This is a genomic window from Lentzea aerocolonigenes (assembly GCF_000974445.1).
In the GTDB taxonomy this organism is placed as follows: Bacteria; Actinomycetota; Actinomycetes; order Mycobacteriales; family Pseudonocardiaceae; genus Lentzea; species Lentzea aerocolonigenes.
The window spans coordinates 44,820-67,121 of the sequence record NZ_BBOJ01000038.1 but is presented as its reverse complement, the minus strand read 5'-3'; the positions used below and the strand labels follow the sequence as shown (position 1 = coordinate 67,121).

Genomic DNA, 22,302 nt, shown 5'->3' with positions numbered 1-22,302 from the left:
GCACGCAAGGAAACTGGGCTACTCGGTCGGGTTCACCCTGTCCGACGACGCTGTCGAACGCCTGGCCCGCATCCCCGCACACGCGTGGACCCCGGCCTACGACGACGAGCGCACCCCGCGCGACGGGGCCTGGGTCGCCGAGGCCACCGGCGTGCTCGAGATGTCCGGATGGCCGAAGGGCATGCGGGTCATCGTCCGCAAGGAACGCCCGCACCCCGGCGCACAACTGCGTTTCACCGACGCCGACGGGCTCCGCCTGACCGCGTTCGCCACCAACACCGGCCGCGGTCAACTCGCTGACCTGGAACTACGTCACCGCCGCCGCGCCCGCGCCGAGGACCGCATCCGCGCCGCCAAAGCCACCGGGCTGACCAACCTGCCCTTCCACGGCTACGCCCACAACCAGATCTGGGTCGCGATCGTCGCCCTCGCGGTCGAGCTGACGGCCTGGACCCAGATGCTGGCCCTGACCGGCCACGAAGCCCGCCGCTGGGAGCCCAAACGCCTGCGGCTACGCGTGTTCTCCGTCGCCGGCCGCATCGCCCGCCACGCCCGGCAAGTCCACCTCCGACTGGCCCGCCACGCACCCTGGACCGAGCTGATCCTGACTGCCTGCAAGCGCCTGCATAACCTGCCGCAACTGGCCTGACCAGCCGCAACCCGTCCCTGCGAACAGCAGCTCACCTCCATCGGGCAGTGGAACCCGACGGCACCCGGCCGACAACGGGCCACCGCAACGACCCTGAACACCGAAAGGAGGAAGCCCCACAGCCACCGGACACGCTCTCAAGCCAGGACGTCACCGGCACGAAAGATCCGGGCTAGGCGACCAGGCGTATGACAGGGCGAGACCCCGAAACTAGGTGGACAGGTTGACAGAAGCAGAGACAACGCTCATCAATCAGAACCCTCGCCCGCGCGTTCTAATTATGGGCTTTACCGATGAAAAATTCACGAACCTTAAAGAAAGCCTAGCTTCAGTCGCGCCAACAGTGCGCAGGATCAATAGAATTTGGGAAGTCCGCGAGTCGGAGTGGGATGTACTCATAACTAACATTCCGCTCACAGTCAAGCTTAATAACCCTCACGGATACAGGACCGCAGCGAGTCATCTTTTTGTCATCTACTTCTACAGCGGAGGCGTTGACCAGTTTGGCATTGAGACTCGCAGGAACTGGAAGGGGAGGATTTCTGTCGACTCCTACCATATCTGCGAGGAGCTTCGGCGAGTAAAAGGGCTTCCGGACGCAGTAAGCGAGCTAACCCATGAAAACTTGAACCGGTTTTTAAGGAAAGATCCAGCCATCATCGCTTTTACCGCGCAAAGCCTTCAATAAGCACATCTTCAGGAGGTCCCGACAATCGTGAAATGGCGCCAGAGATCGAGCCGTTCATGCTCACCGGTGACGGGAAGATCCTTGCTGGCAGATACAAGCGTAGTGTTGCCTCAGAGGCCTGGCTACTTCCAGCAGGCACCCCTGATCCCGAAAAATGGGTGCGCCTCGCTCTCACCCATTGGCGCCAGATGGCGCCAGAGATCTTTCCGGGCGTGCCATTGTGGAGTGAAAGTGAAACATGGAGCACAACTACAGAGGTGAGCATAAGACAGGAGATTGCCGAACTCGACAGGAAGCGCACCGACTATCTAGCAGAGATTGCCGCCGCTGAGCAGTCTCTAAGATCACGCCTTCGCGATGCCAAGGCGTGTGCCGACGAGTATGAACGTGCTCTACTTACATCTCAATCGGATGAGCTCAAGTTCGCAGTCATACGTTCACTCCGAGAGCTGGAATTCGTCGTCGTTGATGCGGATCAGACTGCTAAGGATGGGGATCATTTGGAGGATCTGCACATTAGCGTTCCTGACACCCCAGGATGGATAGCGCTTGGTGAAGTTAAAGGCTACACGAAGGGAGCAAAGACCGAAGCGTTGACCCAGTTCTTGCGGTTCAACGCGCGATATATGCAAGAAAATGGCAGACTGCCGGACTCTTGCTGGTATATAGTCAATCAATTCCTTGGCAGAGACCCTTCTTCGCGACCGCTGACACTAAACGGCAAAGATGAGGACGTCAACGCTTTCGCCGGAGCTGGCGGCCTCGTGCTCGACACGAAAGAACTATTCACGCTCCTAATGCAAGCACGAGACGGCTCCATATCGCTTTCAAAGGCTCGTGAAATCCTCCGCACAACGACAGGAAGGTTTCACGCAAAACTCGCTTACTAAGAATTATGAGCAGGCCCCATGGAGGGAAGCAGGGCACCGGAGACGTCAAGGAAGTCCTTTACTGCGGGCGACTCGCTGTGACTGCGAAGTCGCGCGCGCAAGTCAGCAACTGCTTCGACCGAACGAGATGACTTCACCGTGGCCGCAAGCTTTGCCGCAGCCATGCCTGCCGATGCTGCAGCTTCAAGGTCGTGAGAGTTAATCGCCGCGCGAGCAAGCGCTGCCTGTGCCATCGACCCGCGTCGCGCACGGTTTTGGCGTTCGGATTCCGCGATGGACAAGCCAGCGAAGTGTGCTGCTTCTTCGGAGCGTTCGAGGTCCCGGAACGTATGAGCGTGCTCCCCATTGAGATACGCCGGGTCGATGAACCGCGCCCACTCCGGCTCGTTCTCCACGGACACGTTCTCGAACGCCGTCTCTGACAGATGCACGCTCTTCGCAGCGGCCTTCCCGTCCCCCATCGCAGCTTCGGCGCGGGCCTGGAGGGCGTAGAGATCCGCGAGGCACGCGGTCGAGTTGCCCTTGGCAAGAAGCCCTGCACGTCCAGCCTTCGCGAGCTGCACAGCCTGCTCTGGCTCACCGGTCAGCGTCGCTTGGTCAGAAAGGCCAGCCAGAACGTGCGCGCCAAGATCCGGGCTTCCCGCGGCTTCCGCCAAGCGGAGCGACTGGATCAGGTAGCGCTGGGCCAACGCGTGCTCGCCGTTGTCGAACGCCATCCACCCGAGGAGGTAGAGCTGTTCCGCGGCTGCCTCGTAGAGCGCGGCGCCGTTCGGGGTCTCGGGGTCGTTGGACTTCAGCAGGGGCACGACGTGCGAGGTCAGGTAGGACGCGAGCTGTTCGCGGGCATGGCCACCGCCGCGCATCACGTCGAGCTCCTGGAAGACACCGAAGGTGCGGCGGATCGCCTGGACCTGCTCGGTGCTGATCTTGCCGGTGGCCGTGGTCGCCTCGTCCAGGGTGGCGAGCAACCAGTCTCGGCTCGGTGCGACCGATGCGGCGACGGAGAACAACGCGCTGGACAGGAAGGTGCGGCGCTCCATGTCGTGCCTCCCAAGCTCGGCTACGACTTCCACCGTAGTCGGGAGAGAGGCCGCGTAGGCAAGACCAAGGTCGGAAAGTGATTTCTCTTGCGGCGCTTGGGTTTCCGCATCGCGATAACCCGCACGGAACCACCGGTGTTCGTGCGGCACACGTAGGGCGTTGCGTTCTGCTGAAGGTCTACGCGAAGGTGATGGACGGTCAGCGGGACACGTCCAACCAGAAGATCACGGAACTGCTCGGCGAACCTGCTGACGGCGTGGAAGACGAGGACACAGGCGCGGGCGGTTCCGAACGGTAAACCAACCGAAATGTCTTCACGATCTTATGGAAAGCAAGATCTATTCGCTGGGGGCTACGGTCCGCGCGTAGTCCAGTCGGCGGGTTGTATCGGCTTGCAGGCTCATGCAGTGTGGCATTCCATCGGGATCAGAAGGGCGGTGAGGACGACATGCGCGAAGTCAACCTGTCGATCCTTGCCACTGCTCCGATGCTCAGCATGGCCGCCTCGTTGACAGAACTTTCAAAAAAAGTCGTTGAATAGTCCATTCGAGTGGATCTGATCGTGAGTTTCGGAGCAGTGGGCGCCAGGCGGATCTGCTCTACCGCGCAGCCTTGCTATGCCCCGATCGAGTCGGTCAGACAGCTGCACCGAACACGATGTTTCCGCAGGTAGGCTCATATGAGAACGCCCCGAGCAATGATCTTGCTCGGGGCGTTTCTTGTTCCGTGCATGTTCCGTGAGCCGTGGCAGACCGACGCAGTTAGCGGCAGACGGTGACCTGCGGCGCTGACGTCGTTGGCAGCATCAGAGCAGGTCAACCGGCATTTCGGGCCTTCACGCAGGAACAACGGAACGGCACTGCGTGGGCGAGGTCTAGCCGCGCAGTTCCATCGTGCGGAGCTTCCGCACCGGTAGCGGCATGCCTATGACCTGTGACGGAAGCGCAGTTCACCCGTCTTCAGCTGTCGACGTTCCACACATGTTCCACAACCTGTGTCTCATGCCTCGGCCGGCGGCTCAACCTGCTCGAACTTGCCCTCGACGTCTCATAGACGCAGCCGATCCGGCAAATCAACGACAGGTCAACTATGTCGCTGCCGGGGTGCTCGGGCAACATCACGGCGAGCCTCTTGTGGTCGACATAGCTCCGCGGACCACGGCGATTCCGATGTCACGTGATCAACTCGCGAGCTGCCTCAGTTAGCAAAACTGCTCGCTGCTCACGGAAATCCGCATAGTTGTCCGCCCATGTCACCTCGGGAAGAAATGCCCTGGCCGCAATATCGTCAAGTCTGTCCTGCGCCATCCTGGCCTTGTACACAGAAGGAGCATCGCCACTAAGAATCTTGTTGTCAATAGCCGAAATGAAGGCAAAGTTCGCCAGGCAGCCTATGTCATTCGACGACACTTCCTGATCCCGCAAGAACTTTTGCGGATACACATGATGAAACTCACTTCGGTTGTAGTCTGCCAGAACTTCCGACAGAGCAACAGGCTGACCACTAACAAAGCTGAGTGGCGCCTGGTGCGCAAGCAGCAGGATAAATGTCTTAGAATTCACCGTTCCCGAAATAAGGTTATTCGAAAGGAAGAAATCTTCCCCAATCTCGCAGGCGAACGACGAGAGTGTCGACGCTGAGCCGGACCGAAGATTGACCATTTCCTCGATATCCGTCTTCAGGTTCCGAAGAACGCCACTTGAGTACCGTCGAGAGAAGCAGGACCTCCAGAACCAGCGCTCCAGCTCACGTCGCTGATGCTCACTGCATTTAACCGAGCCACTTCCCGGTACGGCAAAGAATACCGACAGTGGAACGAGGTGCGTGCTATAAGGAAGGGTCTTAAGCGACTGCACTTTGAGCGTGTTCTTCAGGAAGTCGATCGCACCTCGAACGCCGTTTCTAATCTCGTCAAAACGACTACGCACAGTAGACCCATTTAGCGTCATGAGGGCTCCCGGCGACGCATCACCCGCAACCACAGCGGCGCAACAGCGCAACAAAAGGTTCGGGTCCTCTCCGACGGAATCGAAGCCGAACGGCCGTAGCTCGCTCGACAACGTATCAAACTGCTCCTGAAGGTCGAAATCCTCACTCCAGGACCACGCCGTGAGGAGCTGCAAAGCATCCAGCCGGATACCCAAGCGATTTACTCGCTCGAATACGATCGCAACCTTCGCCTGATCATCGGTTTCAAAAGTCTGAATTGGGAGGCTCGCCTGCAAAAATTGCTTCTGCATCGCATCGATCCGCAGAGCTGTTCCCTCGTCCAGATCACGTGTCGCCGCCCGATACGCCGACGGGGAAAAGATCGTATTCAGAGGGAAATGACGACTGGAATCGACGTCTCCGTCCTTGACGGCAAAGAACTGAGATTCCTGGGCGTCTTCATCTGCAGCCAGGTCGAAGTAGATCGGAATCCATCCTGCCGCATCCTCCTGCGGCAAACTGGTCTGAAACACCGCAAAAACAGAGGTCAAACGCTGCTGGCCGTCGAGAACATAGTCTATTGGGTAATCAGGATCCCCTGGCGGAAGTGCATAAGGCCCCAACTTCCGCTCGGTTCTCAGCGGATGCTTGGTTCGCCAAAACAAGAGCGAACCATATGGATAACCTTTATAAATGCTATCCATAAAGAACGCAACCCTCTCGGCATCCCATACAAATCCGCGCTGAAACGCCGGAATCCTGATCCTTCCGCCAAGAAGTCCGTTTATTGCATTTTCGACTGAAAGATTCGCCACTGCACTCTCCTGATGGACGCCAAATTAACAACACATGCACGACGTGCCGCCCCTCCCACACCTCCGGCAACTCGCAGACCTGGCCCGAGCAACTTGCTGAAGCTACTCCGACCAGACGGAAAAGTGGTGCAAGCTAGGCGGGCGAGTTGCCTTGGCACAGATATTGCACGATGCCTCGAAGTCCCGCGTCCTGGTCAGGCGGCATCCCCGCAGCGCGCCTCAACCGCTTGCCAACCAGCCAACCGATACCACCCCTGCGACTCACCCTTGCACCTTGATTCAGGCCGCAGTTAGAGCGCTTCAGGCTGACCCCTAAACCCGAAGTATGCGGATCTTGCTTCGTAGTCCACTGTGGACATTTGTCGATAGTTGTTGTGAGCCGGGGCTTCACGACCGCGAGGCTTCTTGTTGGCTTCGGCTCTTTGTGGGCATTTGACGTCATAAACGAGGGGCAAATGGGGGGAGGTGATCTTGTCTGCAGGATGCTGAAGTGCGTGCCTTTCCGCAGGCGCTAGATCGGCTTGACCCGGTCGGTCACCTCACGCTCGTCCCAATCCGACCTTTCTCTATGCGAACTACTGACAAGGCGGTCGATCTTGGACTTTGTGGAGGTCAGATAGTCGATGCCAGTCGTTCACGGTCACCCCTGGTCGGTGCAGTTGCTGTACTTCGCTGTTGTACGGCTGACTCTTGACCTGGCGCTACTCCGGTGGCTCCTCCGCAGTTGGTGGATCTTCACCCGTCACCGCTTCCAAATAGCCCCATCTACCTTGGCGGTTGGGCAGCCGTGCCTGCTCATCGGTATCAGGCTCGACAACTACCATGCATTTCGGCCAGTTCCTCTTGGTCGACGAACGGACATCCAGCCTGACTCGTGCTTCTTCAAACCCGACGTTCCCGTGGAACGTCACCTCGCCGAAGCCGACGTTCCTGCGGAACGTCGTCCTGCCAAACCAGGCGTCCCCGCTGAACATCGCCTCGCCGAACTCGGCGTCGCGGCGGAACGTCACCGCGCTGAACCAGGCGTCGCCGCTAAACGTCGTGCCGCCGAACCAGGTGTCTCCGCGGAACGTCACCTCGCCAAACCTGACTTCCCCGCTGAACCTCATATGGCCGAATGAGGCGTATCCGCTGAACACTGCCTTGGTGAACTCAGCATCTCCGCTGAACGCGGCCTCGCTGAACCAGGCATCCCCGGCGAACGTCACCCTGTCGAACCTGGCCCACCCGCTGAACGTCGCCCCTTCGAACCGACCGGTTCCGATACGGCAGTCATCCAGTTTGAAGTCGATCAAAGTTGCCCCGGTCAGATCAATATCAATGTCGGCGTCTGGCGTGCCCCAGTAGGCCGTCATGGGATTGCGGGGACTGGAGCCCGGCCGTAGATGATCCGCAAGTATGCGCTGAGCCGTCAGCCGAACCTGGAGTTCCTGTTTCAGCAATTCCGGCGTCGCTGAAGACGTGTGCTCAGCTGGTGCAAGGAGCTGAGCACCGACGTCTGCGGCATGCTCGGTGGCAGTATTCTTAGATGGCATGGGAGGGTCGTACGGCATGCGGAGGTAGGCGCATAACACGTTGACGATGGTCTGTCGCTGGCTGGGTGTGCCCTGTGCCAAGTCCTCCAGCGCATACATGCCAGCAAGTCGGACCGGTGCTTTGTCGCTGCCAAGCTGGTCCGATGCCTTCGTGAACCGCTCGGCGAAAAGCTTGATGTCCTCACGTCGTTCAGCAGCTTCACCCAAATGCTGCTTGCGGTAGGCGATGACCAGAGCCACCACCGCACCTACCCCACCGATCAGGGCAAGCACGATCTTGGCGAAATCGAAGCTGTTGGCGGTTGTCCAGCCACCTGCTTGGCGTAATGGCGGACGACCCAGCAGCCACCAGAGCACCGCTCCGATGACCACTGCGGATCCCACTGCGACTACCAGAACAAGGGCAACATGGATGCCAAGCCTCATCTGAGGCCGCGGCGCGTGCTTGACGGATCGCCACAGACGCATGACATAGCGTCATACAAGGTCGCTGCGGTCCGAACAACCCGCCTCACGGGTCATGACGATTCCCGATGGCAAGTCTGCGGACGATCAGCCCAGAGTTCCATCATGCGGAACTGGAAAATGCGCCGATCATGACTCTGACCTGCGGCTTAAAGCCATGCCGGCCGTTCCGTAGGCGCACTCTGTTCCGTACATGTTCCGTGGGCAAGCCTGTGGGCTGGTCGACGCCGCCAAGGCGGCGAGCTGTCCATAGGCGCGGCAGCCGAGCGCCGTGCCCAGCTCGATCAAGCCGCTCTCCTGGCGCTCGTCCCAACCGATGCAACGCCTAGGTCTGCCCTAGCCTGGAGCGTCATGTCATCGCCAGGCGAGGGAGCAACGGCACATGTCAGCAGATGAGGTAACGCCTCGACTCAAAGAGATGCGCAAGGATGCTCGCAAGACCTTGGAGCAGATCGAAGAAGCGATCCGCTACCACGAAGCGGGCAACCTTCAGGCAGTAGCCGACACGGTCGCAATGACCAGTTACCCCGCAGGTCAAGTGCTGGACGAGATTAGGGGTTTCACGGAATACCTTGCTGGCGAGGGCGTCCGCCCCGGAGAGGGCTCCGACTGAGAATCAGGGCCTCTCTGGACTGCCCACGGCTCGGACATCCTTCCGACACGCGGCCTGGTCCCTGCGGGCAATGGTGCTGGGTCAAGACATGCTTCCCAGTCTTGAGGCGGCGCCGCTGGCCGTGGTTGATCATGGAATGTCGGGATGATGCTCTGCGACTGCTTTCATACTCCGCGGTTCCCTGTGGGGGACGCTGGTCGTGGCCTCGTCCGTCGCGGACAGTCCCGGTTGCCTCGTCGGCGCCGACGCGGGCCGCCAGGCCCGCTTGGAGGCGCCGAACAACACCGTCCGGGGCTGAACTCCGCGACGGGCTAGGGCACGAACGACCAGCGGCCCCCGCAGGGGGCCGCCTTGATGAAGAAAAGAAACTTTGAACGCGGCTGCAGCGACAGCGCTGTCGTGTTTCGGCTGATGCTTGACACGTTGACTCCACCTGATGCGTGCTGCTGTAGCGGTTGTCGGTCACCACCACTTGCCGCGCGTTTGGGCGTCTGTCTGGACATCCGTGACATTGGTGGAGTGGTGGTACGCGCCGGTGAGATCGGCGCCGCTGAGGTTTGCACCGGTGAGGTTCACCCTGTTGAGGTACGAATCCTCGAGGCGTGCGTCAGTGAGGTTCGCGTGGCTGAGGTCCGCAGAAGGGAGTTCCGGTGTGCTGCCAGCAGTCGTGAGGTCCGCACCTCGGAGGTCAGCACGGGTGAGGTTCGCTCGCTGGAGCTTCGCGTAGCCCAGCTCCGCGTGAGTGAGGTTTGCGCCGACAAGAGTCGCGTCGCTGAGCGAGGCCGCGAACAGGAGCGCCCGAGTGAGGTCCACTCGGCTGAGGTCCGCGTGCGTGAGATTCGAATCGCCAAGATATGTGTGACTGAGCGTCGCGCCGGTGAGGTCCGCGCCGCTGAGGTCCGCGAAGAGGAGGTTCGTCCAGTCGAGGCGTGCGCCACTGAGATTCGCGCCATGAAGCTGCGCGCGGCGCAGGCACGTGCCGCGCAGGTCCACCGGGGTGTGGTTGTCGTATGCGGCGTTCCGGCGACCCAGGACAGTAAGTGCTGCCTGGATATCAGAGCTGGGGGGCTTCTCTGGGCAGAGATGTAGCTCGCGGCAGGGACCGAGAGGCTGATTCGTGGAGTCGAGAGCTTCACCTTTGCAAGCTTGTGGCGTGGGGATGATCGGGACTGGCGAACTCGTGCGTATGAAGGCGGAGAGGACTTCGATGATGGTCGGCTGGTCGCGTGGGGAGTCTTGCGCCAGCCGCTCCAGGCCGTAGATGGCACCGAGGCGCACTTGGAGGTGATCGTCGCCTCCTCTGTCGAGCTGCTCGACAGCTTTCGTGTAGCGGTCGGTGACTTGGCTCTGTTCGGCGACGGCAACCTGCTGACGGGTCGCGTTGAGTGATAGCCCCGTGAACACCAGCGCCCCTACCGCAGTCAACGCGGTGATCAAAGACGTGATCGCCGGCCAGTTCGCACCCTGTCGGTTGCGGCGGGTCAGTGATGCAGGCCGCATGCCCGGCCGGGCGCGGCGAGTCGGCACAACGGGTATGCGCGGCGAGCTGGAGATAAGCCGCCCACGACGAATTTGAGGACACATCTACAGGGTCGTCGGCTGTCTTGTGATCGTCACAGCAACTCACGTTCGCTTCACGGCTGCGGCCCAGTGCCCGGCGCGTATGAGGCATGTCCGCGTCCGCCGCGGTGAGGCGCTCCGCACGTAGACAACGATCGACCTGGCTGGGAGGGCGTGCCGCGAGACCACTAGATCGTCTAGGTCTGACGTCAAGGTTCAGGTGAAGCCAAAGGGTCAACCATCACCTGAAACCCGACATGCGCGACAGCGCTAGTCCTTGATCAACTGCACCAACCCAGCGGTGTCCTTCAGGTCTGCGAGCACTTTGCTAGCCCCGGCGGCATGTAGGTCTTCGACGCTGCTTCGCCCGCTTGCCACGGCGATGACCTGCACGCCTGCGGTCAGGGCGGCCGCTACGTCCCGTGGTGTGTCACCGATGAGCACGGTGTCGTCCAGGTGGAACTGCGTGTCGAGCTGCTGGGCAGCGCGCTCCCTGGCGATTGCCACCAGCTCCGCCCGGTCGGCGTGGTCGTCGCCGTAAGAACTCGTCACCAGGTCGAGGAACTGTTCCAGCCCGAGCGCAACCAGCTTGATACGTGCGACGGCTCGAAGGTTCCCGGTCAGCACTCCTTGATGGACGGTCGGTTCCGCGGCCAACGCTGTCAAGGCTTCTCGCGCCCCTGGCAGCACTCGGGCTCGCGACGCAAACTCATCGCGGCCGACCTCGTAGCTGTCGATCAGCGCGTCTACGAGCTTGCTCGTTGCCTCGTCGGTCGGCTCGATCCCGTGCAACTTCAAGGTTTCGGCGATGATGTCCAGCTCGGTTCTGCCGCTCACGTCCGCGAGTTGCCGGAAGGGCTGACCGAACGCCGCTGGGATCGCTCGCTCGTACATCTCCCGACCCATGCCGCGCGACTGAAGCAGCGTGTGGTCGATGTCCCAGAGTACGAGCTGCCGCGGCTCGTTCGGCGCGATCATGTATCGAGTCTGTCACCCGGTCGGGGTCTCGTGCTGAGGCGTAGCATCAGTGCAGGTCAACGCTCCCAGGGGTGGGGATGGACGAACAGCTTGCAGCCACGATCGGCGAACGGGTGCGCCTGCGCTGCCTCGCGTCGCGCTTGCCGAAGACCGTGATTGCAGGGCTTGCGGGCATCACGCCCGACTACCTCTATCAGATCGAACGGGGGCTGAAGCTCCCCACGGTCACGGTGCTGAAGCAGCTGGCCGAGGTGCTGAACGTGTCGGCCGACGAGTTGTTGAGCTCGTCCTCAAAGCGTGAAGCACCGACTCGACCAAGGCCGGCGGGCGATGCGTTGTATCGAGCGCTCACCAGCCCGTTGGCGTCGGACGTTGCAGCAGTCGACGTGAGAACGTTGCGCCGCAACGTCTTGGATGCGTGGAAGACCTGGCAGACGTCCGCGATGCGGTACAGCCAACTCGCCCCGGAACTTCCCGCGCTCGTGGTCGATACCGAGCAAGCCTTGCGCAGCGGCGCGAACGGCTCCGCGGCTGATCGGCGAGAAGTTCAGTGCTGCGCCGCTGATCTGTACGCCTTGCTGCGCAGCGTCGCCAAAAGGCTTGGCAGAGTGGACGTGTCACTGCTCGCCGCGGATCGCGCAATCCGTGCCGGCGAGAACGCGGATGACCCGCTGCGGCTGGCCATGGCCCAGTGGAACCTGGCTCAGGTTCTACTTGCCGATGGCGAGGCTGAAGGCGCCGAGGACGTCGCAATGCAGGCAGCAGAAGCGTTGTCTCTCTGGACGGAAGACGACCTTGACGCCGTCGCTCTCCGCGGCGCACTCCTGCTCGTTGGCTCCATTGCAGCTGCACGTCGAGGCGACGTCTGGCGCGCACGTGAGCGCGTGCAGACGGTTGAACCGTTGGCCAAGCGGACCGGCGAACGAAACACGCTGTGGACCGTCTTCGGTCCAACGAATGTCGCGATGCACGCTGTCAGCGTCGAGGTAGAGGCCGGCGCGGCCGCGGACGGGCTCCGGCTGGCCGAACGGATCGATCACGACCGCTCCCCCTCGATCGAGCGTCGCGTGGCTTTCCTCCTCGATCAAGCCAAGGGCCAGGTGCAGCGCCGTGACCACGGAAGTGCACTGGTCATGCTTTCCGCCACCGAACGAGAAGCACCCGAAGACCTGAAGCACCGGCCGGCCGCGCACAAGTTGTTGGAGACGCTCGTCCAGCGGGCTCGCCGATCGGTCGCGACGGAAGCCGCACGACTGGCAACCCGAGTAGGCGCACCCCTCTGAACAGCAGCGCTTCCGGTCGGGCCTAGCTGACAGCTCGGGTTGTCGATCCGCAGTCGATCTAGCGTGCGGACCGTGTTGTCGCCCGAGGAAGTCGATCTGGTCGCGGACCTCCGCAAGGTCGCCGAACTGATGCCGGGCGTTGCCTTCGACATCGTCATGGAGACCCTGACTCCCGAACGTGAGCACGAGTTCGGCCAGATCCTCATAGCGCTTGGCGAGATCATCTCTAATCGCGCTGAACGTCGTAGTGCGCCAGAACAGCCAGAAGCGCATGACACGCGCAACAGCCTGACAAAGCGGGTTGATGGCCTCGCCGAGAGGTCTCAGGAATCAGCCGCGGACAAGCCGGGATCACAATGACGAGAAGCTTTCGTCCATCAATGACCGAACGGTCGATTGGGCGCACCCTGCGGAAGTGGCGAGATGACGCAGAAATGAGCCTCGCTCAGGCTTGCAAGAAGGCAGGTTTCTCGGTAGCCACGCTAAGCATGACAGAAAACGCACTAAAACCATTTGACCCCCTGGACATCATGATCCTCGGGCGCGTCTACGAACTTCCGAACGAGACCTGGAAACAGCTAGTCAGACGCGCCGAGTTTGCGGTCAGAGAACGTGCACAAATCAGAAGCAAGCAGTCCACTCTTGACCTCAACGCGCCACAGGATGTGGATGAGTCCTATCTGGAGGCAACCACGATCTGCACTTTTGGCGCAGATCTGATCCCACGTCTCATACAGACGCCCGAGTACAGTATTTCGGCCGCGGGGTTGGGATGCCCCACCTACCCGTACGACGACCCTGCGCGCAAGGCAGAGCTGTACGCGGACTGGATCAAAGGCATCGCCACCAGCGAGGCATCGAGCATGGCGGTGAACATAGTCGTCACCAAGCGTGCGATTCAGCGACTGGTCGGCAGCCCTGCAATCACCAACGCCGCCCTCATTCAGCTGGTTCACCTGTCGGAACTCGATCATTTCACGGTTCAAGTTCTAGATGATAAGACTCGACCTGACGTTCAACTTTCAACCTCTTACGTCCATCTAGCGTTTCCACATGCGCAACACGACGATGTGGTTTACGTCGAGACCGCAGGCAGCGGTCGATATATCGAGGACCTGGCCGCGTGTGAACTGGTCCGACAAGGGTTCACAGCGTTACAGGGATGCGCGCTCGACCCGATCAAGTCCGTAGAGGAAATCGCCGAGGCCGCAAGTGCCTTTACTTCGCGCTCGTCTCGCCGATCTCCCTCAAAGAAATCTCGCACGCACGAGTCCCGATGAACTGCACGAAGGAAAGCAAAGATGGATCAGACCCCGCTCACGCCTCGGAGTCGCGAGCTCGGCGACGCGTTGCGAACCCTCCGCAAACAGTTTGCCAGAGGAGCAGAGTTTGCCGAATCGCTCGGTTGGGACCCGAGCAAGGTTTCCAACGTCGAACGCGGAAAAGTGCGCCCGAGTGAAGCAGACCTGGCGCAGTATTTGACGGCGTGCGGCAAAGACCGCGACTGCATCACCGAGTTTGTCAACCAGTACCGCCAAGCGTTCAACCCATACTTCGCGCAACAGACGGACAACTTCAGCACGATCATGTTTGCCGAGCGTGGCGCAGCAACGATCACGGGGTACAGCAAGACGGCGCTCCCTGATCTCCTTCGAATCGACGGGTACACGGAAAGGTTGCTTCAGCGACGCGGAGCAACTCCGGATCAGATCGGAACGGCCATCCGATCACAGCGGGAACGCCAGCGTATCCTGCGCTCCAGCAATCGCCCATCGTGCGTGTTCTACATCGCCGAAACGGCCTTGAGTACGCAGCTCGACGAAGTCCGCGAACGAATGGATCAGCTGGAACTGCTCAGGCGCCATTCGCGGATCATCCGCATCATCCCGAACGGTAAGACACTTCCTTCATCAACCGACTTCACGATGTACGCCCACGAGAAGTCACCCACGACAGTGGTTGTGGACTGCGAGTTCACCAAGGTTTTCATTCAGGACGGTTCGGTGCTTTCTCAGTGCCAGGCGGTCCTGGCAACTCTGTCCGAGATAGCCCTGGGGCACACCGACTCGGGCGCTCTTCTCAGTCGGCTGCTCGGCGAAGAATATGTCGCAGTCATCAAGGCCGCAGCCGTCGAGCAGCCGACTGCACCGTGGTCCTGAGCCGCGCGAGGGCGCATGCCGGTTCGACCCCGCCCTTCTCGGGCATCTTCAACGTGGCGGACCAAAAACCGAACCTCTAGCGTAGGCAGGGTGCACAACGTGGTTGAAGCGGACATCCCGGACGAGCCGTTCAGCTCGCGTCTTGCGTCTGCGGTCCTCAAGGAGGCGACAGCCCACACCGGAATTGACTCCACGGATGCACGTTTGATGCGACTGGGCGAAAACGCCTTGTTCCACCTGCCTCATTCATCCGTGGTTGTTCGCATCGCACGCAGTCGCGATCACTGGGATGACGCGGTCAAGGAGGTCGCGGTTGCGAACTGGCTGGAAGAACGTGGCGTACCAGCGGCACGGTTGTACGACGTGGAGCAACCCATCTCGATTTCGGGGTACCCAGCGACGTTCTGGCGCTACATCGACGGGCGGAACGGCAGCCGTGGTGACGTAGGCGCCTTGGGTCGTCTCCTCCTGAAGCTGCACTGGACGCCACGCCCGACGACGTTCGAGCTGCCCGAGCAAGACATCCTCGCGCGCGTCCAGCCGCGGATCGAGTCAGCCCGCGTGCCGGACGTGGACAAGCGATTCCTGTTGAGCAGGGTCGTCGAGCTCAAAGAAGCGATCAGCGAGCTTGCGTTCCCGCTCGAACCGGCGGCGACGCACGGAGATGCGCATGTCCAGAACCTGATGATCAGCGACGGCGGTGCCATCCTGATTGACTTCGAGCGCTTCTCGTGGGGACAGCCCGAGTGGGACCTGGCAATGACGGCGACCGAGTACCTGTCTGCCGGGTGGTGGACGGCTCGCGAGTACCAGGAGTTCTGCGAGGCGTACGGCCACGACGTCACTCGCTGGGACGGCTTCAAGGTCTTGCAGGCTACGCACGAGATCAAGATGACCACGTGGATCATGCAGAACGTCGACGAGTCCCCCGAGATAGCCGCCGAGTACGCCACTCGCGTTGAGACGATGCGCTCGGGACACGCTGATCAACCGTGGCGTCCGTTCTAGGCAACCCTGGTCAACAACGAGGCGGTCCCAAGATCGATCTCGGGATAGTGGCGCATGACGGTCTCGACGAACAGGCGCGTTCGATGATCGCTGGCGTGGGTCTCGGCCAGCTGCGCGTGGAAGTCGGTCAGGTAGCGGACGTACCGGTTGGATTGCAGAGGTCCTGCCAGGTCCACGGCGTTGATCGCCAGGTCGACGGCTTCCTCCAGGTCGCCGTTCGTGAGTGCCCCGGCCGCCGAAACCATGCCGATGAACGCGCGCGTTCGTGGTGGTGTGTCGTCGGGCCCGATCGCTTGGGCCGCGTAGAGCCGCGCCTTCTCGGGCTGGCGAAGATCGCGAAAGCAGTGGGCCGCTTCGCCGGCCAATTCCTCGGCGTTGAAGTAGCTGATCCACGCTGGCTCGTCGTCTGGGATGCACTGCTCGAAGAACTGTTCGGCCTGGTGCATCACGCGGGCGAACTCGCGCGTGTGGCCGCTGCTGGCCAATGCGCGAGCCTCCATCGCGAGGAACATCGACGTGACCGCGGGCGTCGCCTTGCCCAACGTCGAACTCTGCGCCGCGCGTGCGAACTGGACGGCGTCGTTGAACCTGCCGAGGTAGTTCGCCTGGTGGCTGAGGTTGGCGAGCAACCGTCCACCGAGGACGTGGTCGTGAGCCTCCCGCGCGAGACGCAGTCCCTGAACGAAGTACCGCTGAGCAGCGCCGTGACGACCGGCGTCGTAGGCACTCCAACCAAGCAGCTGCGCGACCTCCGCAGCTGCACTGAACAGGTCGCGCCGCTCGGCTTCGGTGTGGTTGCCCTGGAGCAGCGGCACGATCTCGGACTTGAAGTAGAAGAGCAGCATCTTCCGGACGTGTCCGCCTCCGTACCGGAAGTCGAGGTCCATCAGGTTCGCCGCCGTCGCACGGATGGCCGCTGCGGCAGTTCCCCCGCCTCGGCGCAGCTCGTCTCCATCGACCACGTGCAACGAGTCGGCGAACATGTAGCCGGTGATGATGCTGGGCGTCGCGTCTTGCGCCCACTGGGAGCGCACCAACGCGGGCTGGTCTTCAAGGTCGGCCGCGGTGAGCTGGCTCATCAGGTCAACAGCGGCGTCGGCGTTCGGCAGGTACTCCGCGCCGTGTTGTGTCGCATCAGGACCGACAGCCTGGAGGCCACCGTTGAAACCGATCTCCGCCAGGTCGACGCGCCGGCCGAGCTTTGCGCCAAGAGCAAGCGCGATGTAGTTCTGTGTCGCCGCCTTTGGACGAGTTCCATCGAGCCAACGACGGACCGACACGTGATCCGCCGAGATGGTCTGACCATCGCGTTGAGCGAGTTCCCGCACTCGTGCGGCAAGGCCCTTGTTGCTGATCTCCGCTTCCGCCATTACCGCAGCTAGAAGCTTGTTCGGCTCGCTGTTTCCGGTCAACTGATCACCGCATCAGCCCTCTGTGCACCTCCCGTGCACACCCTTCGTGCACCAATGCACCCCCTTGAGCACACTGCAATGCACCCCCTCCCCTGCCGTTCTATGTCTACATGAGCGCAACACCGGATGACCTGGAATTCATCAGCCTCAAGCTGCGTCAGTTGCAGATCGCCATAACGAGGGTCACTGAGAAGGTGGAACGGATCGAGCGTCGTCGGCGGCTTCGAGCTGTTCGACACGCTCAGTCAGATGCAAGACCGCCGCCTGCAGCTGGTCGAGCTGACGAATGATCGTCTCGATCGTGACCGGGTTGCGGTCCTCGGCCGGCGGTTCCTGAACGAACACGCCTACGGCCGGTCGAGCTACAACCCAGCCCTCGGCCTCAAGGATCTGCGCAGCTTTCTGCGCCGTTCCGAGCGCCACGCCGTGTTGCTCGGCGAGCCTGCGGTGACCAGGAAGACGCGCGCCGACTTCCAGGACGCCGGCCCGGATGTCGCTCTTGATCGCTTCGACGACTCGCTGGTACGCTGCAAGTCCTGGCTGGTCGCTCACGTCATCAGCCTAGCTTCACTGACCCACACTGCTACAGATCACCCGATTGGACTATGTCATCCGATCCATACTGCTATACATTGGTGTGTATCAGTTCATCGACAGCGGAGGTTCGACATGGCTCTGAACGACATCCCCGTGATCCTGTCCCACTACAAGCTCCTGATCACCGAAGCGCCGTGCGTGAAGATGCGTGAACTCGATGGCGGCCAGATGGTTCCTGTGGTCGACCGCAACACGAACGAAGAGCAGTTCGTCGTGGTGCTGTTCGCCAAGGCCCGCCCGACCGAAGGACGCCGCAAGTCCAAGGGCGAGGAGATCAAGGTCAACCTGCCGCGCGACCCCGGCGAGGGGTTCGAGGAGGGCGACTACGTCGAGCTGATCAACCCCGTGATCAACACGTACGAGATGCGCGGGGAAGACGGCAAGATCACCGCCTCCGGCCTGTGGTTCAAGGCCGACGGCCTCACCCCTGCGGCACGGATCGTGTCCGCCCCCGCGGCCTAGCCCCGTGAGCCCTGCCCGGTAGGCCGGTAGCCCGCTTCAAGTCGGGCCAGGGCACTCATTTTGTTCTTTGAGAATTCCACAGTGAGTCGAACCATGCCTAAATCCGGAGCATTTCGTGTGCTCCGGGAGATTCGGTGAACCCAGGTACGCCTTAGTTCCTGGGTTTGCCGTGCCTCCCGAAAGGAGTTTCGGCATGGATGAGCGCTCGTACCCGATCGAACCCGCCGATCCGGACGGCGACGACCCGCGCTTCACGTTCGGCTTCGTCCACGACGTCGGCGAAGTCCTTGCGAAGCACGGCTTTCCGCGCGTCGGCCAGAGATGGCGGGACCACCTGGAGCTACAGCAAGCGCTGTACCGCTTCATCTACGTGGGGGACACGAGGACTGAGAGGTTGGCCAGTTGATCCAAGAGATGTTGAACGAGCGGGCGCAGCAGCGGTACGGCGCGTTCGTCGGCGCGATGGACTTCGTTGAGGAACTGCTCGTACCGCTGGAAAAGCTCATCAACAAGATGAGTGAGAAGCCTGGAAAGGCTGGGAGTTGGCGGGTCGCCACGCCGGACGAACTCAAGGGCTATCTGCGGACCGCGCGGAACGACCTCAGTGCGCTCCGGGAGCAAGCCAAGCGGCACGAGATCAATTTGAAGGCCAAGGAGTGGGGAGCCTGATCGATGTCTCACCAGCTCGACAACGCCGTGTCCAACGTGGACCAGGCAATGAAGCAACTCCGCACGGCAATGGACGGCATCCCGGTTCGCCGTGAGGGCTTCACGGACCTGCGGCGCCGGTTCGTCCGCTCGGTAAGCGTGCTGACCACGGAAGCGTCTTACGCCCGCGGGCAACTGCCCAAGGACTGAATCCGCACTGATCAACGCGACGGCCGATCTTCGACACGTTCGAGGGTCGGCCGCTGCGCTACCTGAGGAGTACTGCAATGGGTTGGAAGTGGAACGCAAGCAAGCGCGTCGTGGCCGCAGAGTTCCGCGCGGCACGGTGGCTGGCCAGGAACCCGGAATGGATGCTCGCCCCGTCGGCTGTCGCTGCCGGTGCCTGCACGCTCGGCCCGACGACCACTGGCTATGTCCTCGGCGGCGCGGCTGGTGCGACCGGGCTTTGGTACCGGGGTCACCCGGACTCGTTCGACACCTTGGCGGCGCCGGTTCTGAGGGCCTGGCAGCGTCGGTGGTTCGGGGCCTACTCCGGTGGACGCTGGCGAGACCTGATGGACGTCCACAAGCTGACCACGGAGCACCGCCGGAAGAAGGTCACGAACTACCCGCGTGTGGTGCGGGTCCGGTCGTACTCGCCGTCGATCGACACCGTGTTGGTGAAGCTCGCCAAGGGCCAGTCACCGATGCACTTCGCCCGGCAGGCCGAAGAGCTGGCGCACTCGATCGAGGCTGAGCGGATCGCGATCGAGCTGGTCAAGCCTGGATATGTGGCGCTCGTGGTCCAGCGTGACGAACCGTTCACGGAGATCATTCCGGCGCCGGACATGCCCGAGCACTCCGAGGACGTCGATCTGCGGGCGGTGCTGCTGGGTGAGGACGAGTACGGCGGCGACTGGACCGAACCGGTGCAGGGCACGCACACCCTGACGGCGGGTGGGACCGGGTCGGGCAAGAACTCTCTCGCGTTCGCCAAGCTGCGCTCGATGGCTCCGCTGATCAGGGACGGCATCGTCCGCCTGTGGGTCTGCGACCCGAAGTACCTGGAGTTCGCGGCCATCAAGCCGATCACGGAAAACCGCTACGCCGATGACGCGGGCGAGTGCCTGGAACTGATCGAAATGTGGGTCGACGACATGGAGCGCACCCAGAAGCGGATGCAGCGGGCGGGACTGCGGTCGGTCCAGCCGTCGCGTGAGTACCCGCTCAACCTGCTGATCGTGGACGAGATCGGCTCTCTGGTCGCCTACCGGCCCGAGTACGCGCGGCAGATCACCGGTCTGCTGGCTCGGGGAACCTCGATGGGCCGCGCCACGTTGCACGTCGCAGACGCCTACATCCAGGAACCGGACAAAGACACACTGTCGATCCGGGACCTGTTCCCCAACCGTGTGTGCTTGCGCACCACGTCACCGACTCACCCGGACATGGTGCTGGGTGACGGTGCTCGGGAACGAGGCGCGATCGCCGACCAGATCCCCGCCATCCCGGAAACGGCCGGCATCGGCTACCGCACCGACGAACGCTCACGGGTTCCTCGTCGAGTCCGCGCGGCGTACACGACGGACGAGAACATTCGCGAACTCGTGGAGTTCGTCCGCAACGGACAGACCGGCTCCATCCGCTCGATCGCCTGATTTTTCGTTACACGCCAACCTTTTCGACCACTAATCGTGGAGGTTTTGCCATGCCCGAAAACAGCGCACCTCGACGTCTTGACGGCCTGCTCCGCTCGATCCGCGGCCACATCCGCACGCTCGGCCTGCCCCGGCCGGACCGCCTGGTCATCTCCACGCCGTCCGGCTCGGTGCACGCAGAATTCACCTCCGGAACCGCACCTGATCGCCTCGCCTGCCTGCTGGTCTGGGCGGCCTCGCTGCACGGGGTCGAACTGACCTGGCCCCTGCAAGCCGCGGGAACCCTCTCGGTCGCGGCGACCGGCCGCACGGCATCCGGGATCACCCTCGGTCTTGTGGCCTCCGCGTCGGTGCTTGAACTGGGCGGCAAGGTCAAGTCCGGCTCGGGGGCGGTGCTCGCCAAAGCTTTTCGGCTGTCCGTGTGCACGCCGGAACAGGTGACCTTCGATGAGGTCGCCCAGGTCGTCCAGGCCGCGCGTGTTGCATCTGCTGCCGCAGTGGTTTTGGAGGTGGCGGCGGCATGAGCACCAACGACGCTGAGGCCTTCGGCTACCGGGTGTTGATGCGGGTCCTGTTCGGCCCGGCTGAAGGCCCACCCGGCTGGCGAGAACGGGCAGCCTGCGCGGACTGCGATCCAAGCCTGTTCGACGCCGCCGGCCGAATCGCCGCCGCGAAGAAGGTCTGCGCGTCCTGCCCGGTCCTCGCCGAGTGCCGCCAGGACCAACTGGACTGGGAAGCCACCAGCCCTCGGTTCCGTGCCAACGCCTCTGGCGTCGTCGGCGGCCTCACCGGTGCTGATCGTCGCCGCATCCACTACCCCGCAAAGTACGCAAAGGACGTGGCCTGATGAAGCTCGTACTCGCCGTCCCGGTCAACCTCCGCAGCATCGCCCGTATCGCTCACGTCGTGCTCGCCGCGGCAGCCTCGCTGCTCTGCATGTACCTGCTGTTCGGGCTCGTCGGGCTCCTGGTGCTCGTCGCCGAACTGCTCTGGCTCGGGGCTCTGCTCCGCAAGGCCGCATACGGGAAGTAGGTGGCCTGGTGTCCGAGAAGCCCAAGCAAACCAACGGAATCAGGCCAGGTGAGCCTCGCGAGACTCGCAACGTTCGACGGCTGCGGGCACAGCTCGATGAGGCAAAGGACATCCACCAGCTCACCGCGAATCCGTTGTTGGCGGCCGTGCAGGCGGACAGGTTCCGAGTCTCGGTGACGCGCTCCATGTGGTGCTTCCTGACTTGCGGCCTCGGCTTCACCGCGACCGGTGTGCAAGCGTTCCTCGCCGGGCACCTCGGGCCGTCCGAACCGATGTGGTGGGGCGCGTGGCTCGTGGAACCGGCCTTCGCCGGAATCCTGATCACGCTCCTGCGGTGGGAAGCGCAGATGCTCGCTCACGGCCTGGCGGTTGATGACCGGCCGGTCAAGTGGCTCAAGCGGGTGCTGCTTGGGGCCACGCTCGTCACCAACGTGTGGTCGTCACTGCGGCCTCCTGACGGGCAGATCAACGCCGGAATGGTGTTCCTGCACCTCGTGATCCCGCTCGTGGTCTTCCTGCTCGCCGAAGTCATGCCGGTGATCCAGGCACGCTGCAACGCCGCGCGTGACAAGGCCGCTGAGGTCGCTCCCGCAGCAACGTCCACCGTCCCGAGCGCTGTGGCCCAAGCGGCACCCGCTCGAACCGCTCTGAGGCTTCCTGGGCACCTCCAAGGTGCGCTCGACGCCAAGGCGAACGAAGTTCGCGCAGAAGGTCGAACCCTTACCGCGCAGGACATCCAAGACGCGCTCAACGTGCCCGAGGAGTACGCCGCGCGGCTCGCTGCGCAACTCGCAGCCTGACCCATCTCAGCCAAGCGGGGCATGACCAGAACACCGGTCATGCCCCGTTCTTCTTTTTCCGCAACGAAAGGAGGGCAACT

General features: G+C 62.2%; 26 protein-coding genes. 19 read left to right on the top strand and 7 right to left on the bottom strand.

What is annotated here, in order from left to right; genetic code table 11:
* The 3 genes from AOM45_RS46530 to AOM45_RS51595 all read left to right on the top strand — a co-directional run.
* The coding region (locus tag AOM45_RS46530) for a transposase (RefSeq protein ID WP_174517977.1) at positions 1–649 on the top strand (649 nt) is incomplete at its 5' end.
* 223 nt (positions 650–872) lie between these two features.
* The gene (locus AOM45_RS51600) at positions 873–1,337 is read left to right on the top strand and encodes a hypothetical protein (protein WP_156094409.1); all 465 of its coding nucleotides are present in this window, start codon (positions 873–875) and stop codon (positions 1,335–1,337) included.
* A gap of 32 nt (positions 1,338–1,369) precedes the next feature.
* The gene (locus tag AOM45_RS51595) at positions 1,370–2,227 is read left to right on the top strand and encodes a hypothetical protein (RefSeq protein WP_156094410.1); all 858 of its coding nucleotides are present in this window, start codon (positions 1,370–1,372) and stop codon (positions 2,225–2,227) included.
* On the opposite strand, the gene AOM45_RS46525 is transcribed toward AOM45_RS51595, so the two are convergent.
* On the bottom strand, positions 2,224–3,300 hold the full coding sequence (locus tag AOM45_RS46525; RefSeq protein ID WP_500789588.1) for an NsdA family TPR-like regulatory protein: 1,077 nt from the start codon (positions 3,298–3,300) through the stop codon (positions 2,224–2,226). The two genes, AOM45_RS51595 and AOM45_RS46525, sit on opposite strands and share 4 nt — an antisense overlap.
* Before the next feature lie 44 nt (positions 3,301–3,344).
* On the opposite strand from AOM45_RS46525, the gene AOM45_RS52075 reads away from it, so the two are divergent.
* Entirely contained in the window at positions 3,345–3,566 is a 222-nt protein-coding gene (locus tag AOM45_RS52075; protein ID WP_162185766.1) for a hypothetical protein, read from the top strand.
* Positions 3,567–4,440: 874 nt separating this feature from the next.
* On the opposite strand, the gene AOM45_RS46520 is transcribed toward AOM45_RS52075, so the two are convergent.
* Both AOM45_RS46520 and AOM45_RS46515 read right to left on the bottom strand, forming a co-directional pair.
* On the bottom strand, positions 4,441–6,012 hold the full coding sequence (locus tag AOM45_RS46520) for a GmrSD restriction endonuclease domain-containing protein (protein WP_030473176.1): 1,572 nt from the start codon (positions 6,010–6,012) through the stop codon (positions 4,441–4,443).
* A gap of 701 nt (positions 6,013–6,713) precedes the next feature.
* A complete protein-coding gene (locus AOM45_RS46515) occupies positions 6,714–7,919 on the bottom strand; it encodes a pentapeptide repeat-containing protein (protein ID WP_162185767.1) in 1,206 nt (401 codons plus the stop codon).
* 475 nt (positions 7,920–8,394) lie between these two features.
* On the opposite strand from AOM45_RS46515, the gene AOM45_RS46510 reads away from it, so the two are divergent.
* Positions 8,395–8,625, top strand: coding sequence for a hypothetical protein (locus AOM45_RS46510; protein WP_156094411.1), 231 nt, complete (start codon positions 8,395–8,397; stop codon positions 8,623–8,625).
* Between the two features lie 462 nt (positions 8,626–9,087).
* On the opposite strand, the gene AOM45_RS50355 is transcribed toward AOM45_RS46510, so the two are convergent.
* Positions 9,088–10,062, bottom strand: a complete 975-nt coding sequence (locus AOM45_RS50355; protein ID WP_162185768.1) for a pentapeptide repeat-containing protein — start codon at positions 10,060–10,062, stop codon at positions 9,088–9,090.
* 393 nt (positions 10,063–10,455) lie between these two features.
* Positions 10,456–11,163 carry an HAD family hydrolase gene (locus tag AOM45_RS46500; RefSeq protein WP_030473180.1) on the bottom strand — a complete coding sequence of 236 codons (708 nt, stop codon included), beginning with the start codon at positions 11,161–11,163 and terminating at the stop codon, positions 10,456–10,458.
* Between the two features lie 77 nt (positions 11,164–11,240).
* Between AOM45_RS46500 and AOM45_RS46495 the strand changes: the two genes are divergently transcribed.
* The 5 genes from AOM45_RS46495 to AOM45_RS46480 all read left to right on the top strand — a co-directional run bounded on the left by AOM45_RS46495 (position 11,241) and on the right by AOM45_RS46480 (position 15,613).
* Entirely contained in the window at positions 11,241–12,446 is a 1,206-nt protein-coding gene (locus tag AOM45_RS46495; protein ID WP_030473181.1) for a helix-turn-helix domain-containing protein, read from the top strand.
* Between the two features lie 72 nt (positions 12,447–12,518).
* Entirely contained in the window at positions 12,519–12,806 is a 288-nt protein-coding gene (locus AOM45_RS46490) for a hypothetical protein (RefSeq protein WP_156094412.1), read from the top strand.
* Positions 12,807–12,826: 20 nt separating this feature from the next.
* Positions 12,827–13,726, top strand: a complete 900-nt coding sequence (locus AOM45_RS51590; protein WP_156094413.1) for a Scr1 family TA system antitoxin-like transcriptional regulator — start codon at positions 12,827–12,829, stop codon at positions 13,724–13,726.
* 21 nt (positions 13,727–13,747) lie between these two features.
* Positions 13,748–14,605, top strand: a complete 858-nt coding sequence (locus tag AOM45_RS46485) for a Scr1 family TA system antitoxin-like transcriptional regulator (protein WP_030473183.1) — start codon at positions 13,748–13,750, stop codon at positions 14,603–14,605.
* Positions 14,606–14,695: 90 nt separating this feature from the next.
* Positions 14,696–15,613: an aminoglycoside phosphotransferase family protein gene (locus AOM45_RS46480; RefSeq protein WP_051784686.1), complete on the top strand. Its 918-nt coding sequence runs from the start codon at positions 14,696–14,698 to the stop codon at positions 15,611–15,613.
* On the opposite strand, the gene AOM45_RS46475 is transcribed toward AOM45_RS46480, so the two are convergent.
* Together AOM45_RS46475 and AOM45_RS46470 are read right to left on the bottom strand one after the other, a co-directional pair.
* Entirely contained in the window at positions 15,610–17,025 is a 1,416-nt protein-coding gene (locus AOM45_RS46475; RefSeq protein WP_030473185.1) for an NsdA family TPR-like regulatory protein, read from the bottom strand. The two genes, AOM45_RS46480 and AOM45_RS46475, sit on opposite strands and share 4 nt — an antisense overlap.
* Before the next feature lie 183 nt (positions 17,026–17,208).
* The gene (locus AOM45_RS46470) at positions 17,209–17,577 is read right to left on the bottom strand and encodes a GntR family transcriptional regulator (protein WP_030473186.1); all 369 of its coding nucleotides are present in this window, start codon (positions 17,575–17,577) and stop codon (positions 17,209–17,211) included.
* 117 nt (positions 17,578–17,694) lie between these two features.
* Here AOM45_RS46470 and AOM45_RS46465 point away from each other — a divergent pair, with 117 nt between their 5' ends.
* The 9 genes from AOM45_RS46465 to AOM45_RS46425 all read left to right on the top strand — a co-directional run bounded on the left by AOM45_RS46465 (position 17,695) and on the right by AOM45_RS46425 (position 22,222).
* Entirely contained in the window at positions 17,695–18,084 is a 390-nt protein-coding gene (locus tag AOM45_RS46465; protein ID WP_030473187.1) for a hypothetical protein, read from the top strand.
* A 193-nt stretch (positions 18,085–18,277) separates the two neighbouring features.
* Complete coding sequence (locus AOM45_RS46460) at positions 18,278–18,490, top strand: hypothetical protein (RefSeq protein ID WP_035913673.1); 213 nt, start codon at positions 18,278–18,280, stop codon at positions 18,488–18,490.
* Positions 18,487–18,753 carry a hypothetical protein gene (locus AOM45_RS46455; protein ID WP_236704083.1) on the top strand — a complete coding sequence of 89 codons (267 nt, stop codon included), beginning with the start codon at positions 18,487–18,489 and terminating at the stop codon, positions 18,751–18,753. The genes AOM45_RS46460 and AOM45_RS46455 overlap by 4 nt, the downstream gene beginning before the upstream one ends.
* Before the next feature lie 3 nt (positions 18,754–18,756).
* Complete coding sequence (locus tag AOM45_RS46450; protein WP_030473189.1) at positions 18,757–18,942, top strand: hypothetical protein; 186 nt, start codon at positions 18,757–18,759, stop codon at positions 18,940–18,942.
* 77 nt (positions 18,943–19,019) lie between these two features.
* On the top strand, positions 19,020–20,390 hold the full coding sequence (locus AOM45_RS46445; RefSeq protein WP_030473190.1) for an FtsK/SpoIIIE domain-containing protein: 1,371 nt from the start codon (positions 19,020–19,022) through the stop codon (positions 20,388–20,390).
* Between the two features lie 50 nt (positions 20,391–20,440).
* The gene (locus AOM45_RS46440) at positions 20,441–20,914 is read left to right on the top strand and encodes a hypothetical protein (RefSeq protein WP_030473191.1); all 474 of its coding nucleotides are present in this window, start codon (positions 20,441–20,443) and stop codon (positions 20,912–20,914) included.
* A complete protein-coding gene (locus tag AOM45_RS46435) occupies positions 20,911–21,237 on the top strand; it encodes a WhiB family transcriptional regulator (protein ID WP_051784688.1) in 327 nt (108 codons plus the stop codon). Before AOM45_RS46440 ends, AOM45_RS46435 begins: the two co-directional genes overlap by 4 nt.
* Positions 21,237–21,422: a hypothetical protein gene (locus tag AOM45_RS50350; RefSeq protein WP_030473192.1), complete on the top strand. Its 186-nt coding sequence runs from the start codon at positions 21,237–21,239 to the stop codon at positions 21,420–21,422. Before AOM45_RS46435 ends, AOM45_RS50350 begins: the two co-directional genes overlap by 1 nt.
* An 8-nt stretch (positions 21,423–21,430) precedes the next feature.
* On the top strand, positions 21,431–22,222 hold the full coding sequence (locus AOM45_RS46425) for a hypothetical protein (protein WP_035913675.1): 792 nt from the start codon (positions 21,431–21,433) through the stop codon (positions 22,220–22,222).
* Positions 22,223–22,302 lie beyond the last annotated feature (80 nt).